Origin of the sequence: Fodinibius sp., from assembly GCF_041642155.1 — a bacterium.
Taxonomy (GTDB): domain Bacteria; phylum Bacteroidota; class Rhodothermia; order Balneolales; family Balneolaceae; genus Fodinibius.
In genome coordinates this window covers 1-5,061 of sequence record NZ_JBEPWZ010000228.1, presented here as the reverse complement: position 1 = coordinate 5,061, position 5,061 = coordinate 1, and the positions used below count along the sequence as shown (strand labels likewise).

Here is a 5,061-nt window from a genome sequence, read left to right as displayed (position 1 = left end):
GCGGGGTAACGCAATTTTATATTTTTTTCGTTTGTCCCTCTTTTGCCAGCTCAATGGTCTCAAAACAGGAACCGTACTCCTGCTGCAGATGCTCATCCAGTTGCCGTAATTGTTCGTCATCGGCGCCCGGATCGTGGTGGGTTAAACAGAGTTTCCTTACCTTTGACCGGCTGGCCACCCTGACGACCTCCTCCCAGGGTGAATGTCCCCATCCCTGCCTGTTTTCATAGGCATCCAGGTTGTATTGCGCATCGTGAATCAAGAGATCCGCGCCATTTATAAAAGCTGCAATGCGCCCCATTTGTTCCGGATCACTGCAATACGTTGAAGGGACAAGCTCATTATCGGGAGCAAAAACGAGCTGCCGGTCGTTCACATGAAGTTTATAGATCGCTGTATTGATACTGTGGCTGGCTTTCATAAACTCCATTTCATACCCTTCGTACGACCGTCGTTCGGGGGGTTGATTTACAAAACTGAGCTCAGCATCCAGCGAATCCATAGCGACGGGGAAAAAGGTTTTGCTAAAATGACCCAGCATAATTTCCCTGCAGCTCCCCTCTTCCTGGACGGGCATATGGATATGAAAACGGTTGGAGGTCCCGCGAAGAGGTTCAAAAAAAGGAAAGCCCTGGATATGATCCCAATGGGGATGGGTTATAAAAATACGGCCGGACAAATCATGCTCTCGTTGCATCAGGTGCTGGCCCAGGTTGCGAATGCCCGTACCGCTGTCGAAAATAAGGATTTCCTCCCGCTCAGGCAGCTGAATCTGCACGCAGGTTGTATTGCCCCCATATTCCATTTGTTCCCGGTTGGGACAAGGGGTCGATCCCCGCACGCCCCAGAAGATACAGGTACATGATGGTGATGTTTCGTCGCTCATAGTCGTTTATTACAGACGATCTCCACAGATAGTTATATGTAGGTTAGCCCGGGTGGGGCCAGCAGCTCTGGTAAGTGCTACAAGCGAGTTTTCTGCTCTTGTCCGCACTCCGGGCGTTCGCTGTTATTCAGCTTCGGCCCGGATATCGTCCATTTCCTGCGTGAGCGCATCCATCCTTTGCTCCTTCTTATTTAATTTGGCCTCTGCTTTTTGGATTTTCTCTTCTACCTGGTCGAGCAGACTATTCCCCCCGCTCGACGTATTAAAATAGGTTTTCTTCTCTTTAAAGTTCAAGACTTCTTCTTTGAGGGCGCGCGCTTCTTTTTCTACCTTCTTGAACTCCTTGCGGAGTTTTTGAATTTGATGCCGGTCGTCGGTATCCAGGTCAGCCTTGGCCAGCTCCTGGTCAAATTTATCGCCCGACTTGGCCGCGCGAAACCGGTCATAGATCACATCACACGCCTCCCGGTACTTCTTCCACATCTTATTTTTATGCTTGATAGGCACATACCCGGCATTTTTAAACTCTTCCTGCAATCCTTTCGCAATATCTACGGCTTTAATCGGATCGTCGTGCCGCCCCAGTTCGTGCAGCTTATCCAGAATTTCCTTTTTCTTTTCGAGGTTTTCTTTCCGCTGTTCCTTGACCTCCTTGAAGTGTTCGCGGCGGCGATCATAGAACTCATCCATCGCGCCCTTAAACTGTTTCCAGATTTTGTTGGATTTCTTGCGGGCTACCGGACCGATCTTCTTCCACTGGTCCATCAGGCTCTGCATCTTGGAATGCCCCTTATCGAAATCATCCGTATCTTTAATCGCATGGGCCTGGTCAATCAGATCCAGTTTTTGCCGATAGTGTTCCTCCTCCTGTTTTTTAATCTTGTCCTGATTTTTGGCCTTCAACTCATTAAAGGCATCCGTTGCCGCTTTAAATCGAGACCAGAGTTTATCCTCGGCCCGCTGGGGCAGGTTTCCAATTTTCTTCCACCGACGGTGCAGTTTATTGATTTTTCGGGCCGCCGTTGCAAGATCATCCGCTTCCAGCAACGCTTCTGCTTCTTTGCAGATCCGTTCTTTCTTTGTTGAAAACTTGTCGACCTTGCTCTGATGCTCAGGGTTGTACCGATATTTCAGATCATAAAAATCGTCCTGAACGCTCTTATATCGATCCCAGGCATCATCCGCCTTTTCCTTGGGCACACGGCCGATCTTTTTCCACTGCCTGGTCAGTGCGTCAAACTTCTCATCGATCTCATCCCAGTTTTCTGTTTCATGATCAATGGCTTTGGTCACCCGTTCCATTTTTTCAAGAACCGTAAGCTTGATCATCAGGTTATCTTCTCTTTTCTGGCGCTCCTGTACCAGCCGATCTACTTTATGGTCATTAAAAACTTTCAGCAGTTCTTCAAACCGTTCATCCAATCCCTCTCCTTTACCGGAAGGCAGGGGACCGATACTGTTCCACTGTCCCTTCATCTGGTTTACCCGGCGGGTCGCCGTCCATGTTTCATTGGAGACGATTCCCTCGAATTCTTCGAGCAGTTTTTTCTTGGTTTCCAGGTTTTCTTCTTTCCGCTTGTTGAGCTCTTCGTAGTGCTCTTCCTTCCGCTTTTCAAAATCGTTGACAGCATCATTAAACTTGCCGAACAGCTTTTTTACCTCCTCGGAATCCGTATCCGGACCCTCCGACCAATCGTGGCTTAACTTATCAAGTTCCATCGATACATAGGGCCAGTCTGTTTGCTTGGCGAGATCCCGAGCTTTCCGGACAATAGCGCGATAGTATGCCACTGGATCTTCTGTTTCGTCTGCATCTTCCCCGGCCGGTTCTTCTTCGGGAGACTCCCCGGCGGTCAACGCCTTTCCTGTTTCGCGTTCCTCCGTTTCCCCGGATTCCTCCGCCCCGGCACTGTTCTTCACCGGCTGCTCTTCAAGCCGGCGCATAAGTTGACTCACATCACCAATGCAAACCGCTTCATCCAGCTCAGCGCGCAGACCAGCGATGGCCTCCGAAGCCGGATCATCATCTTCCAGCACCTCATCCACCTTCGCCTGCAGCTCCTGAAAAGTGTTCCTGAGTTCTTCCACTTTCTGTCCGACCTCTTCTTCGGCAACATCACAAACTTTTTCCGGATCTCCCTGGCTTCCTTTTTTCAGGAATAATTCGTTCTCTTCGGTTAAAAAAACGTGTTCATCCTCGTATAGATAATGGGATGTCTCTTTTTGCTCTTCCATAGTTGATTCCACAGAAACCTCAGTTAAAAGCTTGTCAATTCAAATTTGCACCTACTGTCTTACAGCCTTTTAAGTTTAGGCAAGATAATATTTCTGTGCAACTTATTACAATTGTTGGGCGGGGAAATTCAACAATAAAAAAGCCGGACTCAAACTGAGGCCGGCTCCCGGTAGTTACTGCACGCACAACGGCTGTTCATTCACCGCTTTCATTGTGAAAATAGATGTCCTGGGAAGGATAAGGGAAGTTTATGCCCTCTTCATCGAACCGCTCCTTGATACGTTTGGTAAGGTCAAATTTCAGATCCCAATAGTTATCCTTCTTCGTCCACGGGCGGACAATAAGGTCTACAGAACTTCCGCCCAGCTCAGAAACCGCGATTTTGGGTGCCGGATCATCCAGTACACGCTCGTCTTGGGCAAGCACCTGGCTGATGGTCTGGATAGCATGGTCGATATCGTCATCATACCCGAAACCGATCACCATATCTACGCGCCGGTTCTCGTTTACCACCAGATTCTGAATGGTATTGCCCCAAATATTTGAGTTAGGAATAAAGGTAGCCACATTATCGAACGTGTTCAGCCTGGTCACAACAAGACCGACCTCTTCTATAGTACCTGAAGCCGTGCCGTCAATATCCACAGCATCGCCCACCTTAAAAGGCCGCATCACCAGGATCATAATTCCGGCGGCAAAGTCAGCCAGAACGCCCTGCCAGGCCAAACCGATTGCCAAACCCAGGGCACCAATAACGGCTATCAGGCTGGTGGTTTCAACCCCGAATCGGTCCAGTACAGCCAGTACAACCACCACCAAAACAAGTACTTTGGCTGTTTTGGCAAACACGCCTGTGAGGGTATCATCCAGTTTTTCCGAGGCCTTTCCTTTTTGCCGAATTTTACGATTCACCCAGTTGGCTATCATCCAGCCGATAATGAGTATGACGATTGCAAAAACCGCATTGAATATAAAAGGCCATGCCGCGCCCATGTATCCATCAATGTTTTCCATAATATATCCCGTTTTTAATTAAATAATTTAAATAAATATAATAAGAAGAGTCTTTGCAAAGTCCGCTGAACTTGTTTTACACCTATAGCGAAGACGCTTTAGAAACTGTTAATCCCATTTTATGCACCAACAGACCCATCTCCCGGGGAAACCCGGTGATTACAAATATTTGTGTGCATTAAACAGTTTTTTGGTTAAACAAAAATATACCTTTTTACGCTGTTTTTATCTACTAAATATTACCTCCTACAGGAGAGACAGTGAATGGCTGAAAACTCGCAAAAATTTTTACCCCTTAAGCGCCTTGGATCATTTAAGAACATACAAAAAACGTAATACGGCTGGCTCTGTCGCCCGGCGATGGTGGGGCGCTTATCTATTGATCGTTGGGGTATCAAACTACTCGTTCCCCCTTCTCGGCAGGTAGATGGAAATTATTCCTTATTCGAGATGGCTTCGAAGCATCCAGGCCGTTTTGGAATGCACATCCAGGCGTCGGGTCAACAAATCGACCGTGGCCTCATCCTCTCCATCATTAGCTGGTTGTAGTGCTTGACGAGCCGTGCGTAGTACCTGCTCATTCCCCACCGCCAGCCGGCGTACCATTTCAAGCGCTTCAGGCTCTTCGGTATCTTCCTCAATAGAGGTCAGTTCATTGAACTCTTTAAAAGTTCCGGGGGCCCGGTATCCAAGGGAGCGGATACGTTCCGCAATTTCGTCTATAGCCTCAGCCAACTCGGTATACTGCTCCTCAAACTGCTCGTGCAGGGAGTGGAACAGCTCTCCTGTGACATTCCAGTGATAGTTGTGAGTCTTCAGATACAATATATAGGAATCTGCCAGTACTTTTGATAGTTCATTCGCTATGGCTTCCCGATTTTCCTCACTGATTCCAATATTAATTTCCATCTTTTTTTCTTAGATC

4 protein-coding genes are annotated in these 5,061 nt (G+C 47.9%); all 4 read right to left on the bottom strand.

Annotation, left to right across the window (positions count from 1 at the left end; translation table 11 throughout):
• Nucleotides 1-16: 16 nt before the first annotated feature.
• Nucleotides 17-886: an MBL fold metallo-hydrolase gene (locus tag ACESLU_RS11580; RefSeq protein WP_372638808.1), complete on the bottom strand. Its 870-nt coding sequence runs from the start codon at nt 884-886 to the stop codon at nt 17-19.
• A 123-nt stretch (nt 887-1,009) separates the two neighbouring features.
• Nucleotides 1,010-3,133, bottom strand: a complete 2,124-nt coding sequence (locus ACESLU_RS11575) for a DUF349 domain-containing protein (protein WP_372638807.1) — start codon at nt 3,131-3,133, stop codon at nt 1,010-1,012.
• Between the two features lie 184 nt (nt 3,134-3,317).
• Nucleotides 3,318-4,136 (bottom strand): mechanosensitive ion channel family protein, encoded by an 819-nt coding sequence (locus ACESLU_RS11570; RefSeq protein ID WP_372638806.1) that lies wholly within the window; start codon nt 4,134-4,136, stop codon nt 3,318-3,320.
• A 441-nt stretch (nt 4,137-4,577) separates the two neighbouring features.
• The gene (locus tag ACESLU_RS11565) at nt 4,578-5,045 is read right to left on the bottom strand and encodes a Dps family protein (RefSeq protein WP_372638805.1); all 468 of its coding nucleotides are present in this window, start codon (nt 5,043-5,045) and stop codon (nt 4,578-4,580) included.
• Between the last annotated feature and the right edge of the window lie 16 nt (nt 5,046-5,061).